The organism is Rheinheimera riviphila (assembly GCF_004005945.1).
Classification (GTDB): domain Bacteria; phylum Pseudomonadota; class Gammaproteobacteria; order Enterobacterales; family Alteromonadaceae; genus Pararheinheimera; species Pararheinheimera riviphila.
The window spans coordinates 1-1,673 of sequence record NZ_SACS01000044.1; the positions used below are offsets into that span (position 1 = coordinate 1).

Annotated in this window: 1 protein-coding gene; it reads right to left on the bottom strand. The window is 40.6% G+C overall.

Annotation, left to right across the window (positions count from 1 at the left end; genetic code table 11):
• Positions 1-389: 389 nt before the first annotated feature.
• Complete coding sequence (locus EOE67_RS20270; RefSeq protein ID WP_127701419.1) at positions 390-1,547, bottom strand: helix-turn-helix domain-containing protein; 1,158 nt, start codon at positions 1,545-1,547, stop codon at positions 390-392.
• Positions 1,548-1,673 lie beyond the last annotated feature (126 nt).

Genomic DNA, 1,673 nt, shown 5'->3' on the forward strand with positions numbered 1-1,673 from the left:
AATTGCGAAGAAGTGGACAATGCCACTTAGGGACTGGAAACCGGCGATGAATCAGTTCATTATCATGTACGGTGACCGTGTATCGCTATGATAAACAGCCACTTACACAGAAAATTTTACATACTCCAATGATCACTATTTTATGATGAAAATAGCCAGTGAGATCGACTTCCCATAATCTCATAGATACTCATTTACTTGGTTGATGACACCAATGTCAGCTTTCAGTGAAAAAGAGGTAATCCGACTCTCGTCAGAACTACCGTCAGCTTCTGGCTCACAACTGCTCTTAGTTAAAAATGGTAATTTGACTGCAATATTGTGGTCAGCAGGATTTCAGCCAATGGTAAAAATCGGCTGTAATTAGGTAGTAAATTAAATGCACTTAATCAGTAACCAGTGCTGTATGCATAAATTTTGACGCAACAGCCGTCTATCTCGGGACCTGATACAGCAGTCACATTTTTAACTGGCATATCTCTCAGCTCTTTAGTTAGCAGGTAGCAGTGTTTGAAGTTCTGGATACTGCTGGCCGGGATCATTTTTACAGGCCTAGGAGTGCGGTTGACGTATCTTTTTTCGCTGTAGAGATAGCCTAATTTTATGAAGTCATATATGGCGTTCAGATTGACTCCCAGCCGAATTGTGGCTTCTCTAGGCGTAACAAATTCTTGGTTGGGCATGTCACTACTCTGAAAGAACGGAACAAATTGCCTCAATGAAAATGGGGTTGTATCGTTTGGTTTAAAATAATAATCAACAGTCCCATTGAGCATTCGTTCGACAAGGCTACTGAAATCAACCTTAGCGAATGCAAAGCGTTTATGAGCATTTGTTGTCTTGGGATCTATCTTACTGCAACCCTCAGAAAGTCTTGAAATTAGCAGCTCAATTTGGTTTTGCTCTACGAGCCAGTCTCGATTTACTGAAGAGGGTTTTAACATGGCTTGGATTACATTTTTCCTTAGCAACTGTCTGATTTGATAAACGCTGATTTCCAGTAGCGCAGCGCATTCGCCAATCGACAGGCATTTGGTTAAACGTATTTTTAGCTCCTGTGCTTCAGAACGAGAATACATAGCTTTGCCATTTTTCAGGGTATGGGTTGCGTTGAGCAGGCCTTCTCTTACGTAAACTTTAATTTTACTTGGGTTGCAGTCGAAAATTTTTGATAGCTCAACTTCACAGACATTTGAGCTGTTATTGAGTGTATCTTCATCTAGTCGCGTGATTGATCGATGCAGCGAGCCGCCTGAGTAAAATTCACTAACATAAGTGTTGAAACCTTTACGCAGTAAGTAATATGCATTTGACCCGGCGTGTTCATTACAGAAAATATTGTCATATAAATCTCTGAAACACTTCCGTAATCCAGTGATTCTGTGCTCAGACATAGGGTTTAATTCAAAGTAATCCAGCAGTTCGAAGTACTTTGTTGGCCAATTCGCCACATAAATATGTGCAGTTGTGTAGTACTCTGCACATTGCATAACCTCTTTTTTGTTACAGAGTTGGTTGGTGTTGTATGCAACCTGATGAAAATGCATATTTCGGTGAATCCGATCAGCGATTCCGGAGTTATCCGATCACCTGCTAACCGTTCTTTTTCTTGATGGTATTTTTACGCTAAGTGATCGGATTGGTCTAGTTTTCTCATCGACTCTCCTGTTAAT

What these genes read in the sequence shown, in the direction of transcription:
- EOE67_RS20270 (WP_127701419.1), bottom strand. Translation starts at nt 1,547, where the DNA reads ATGCATTTTCATCAGGTTGCATACAACACCAACCAACTCTGTAACAAA.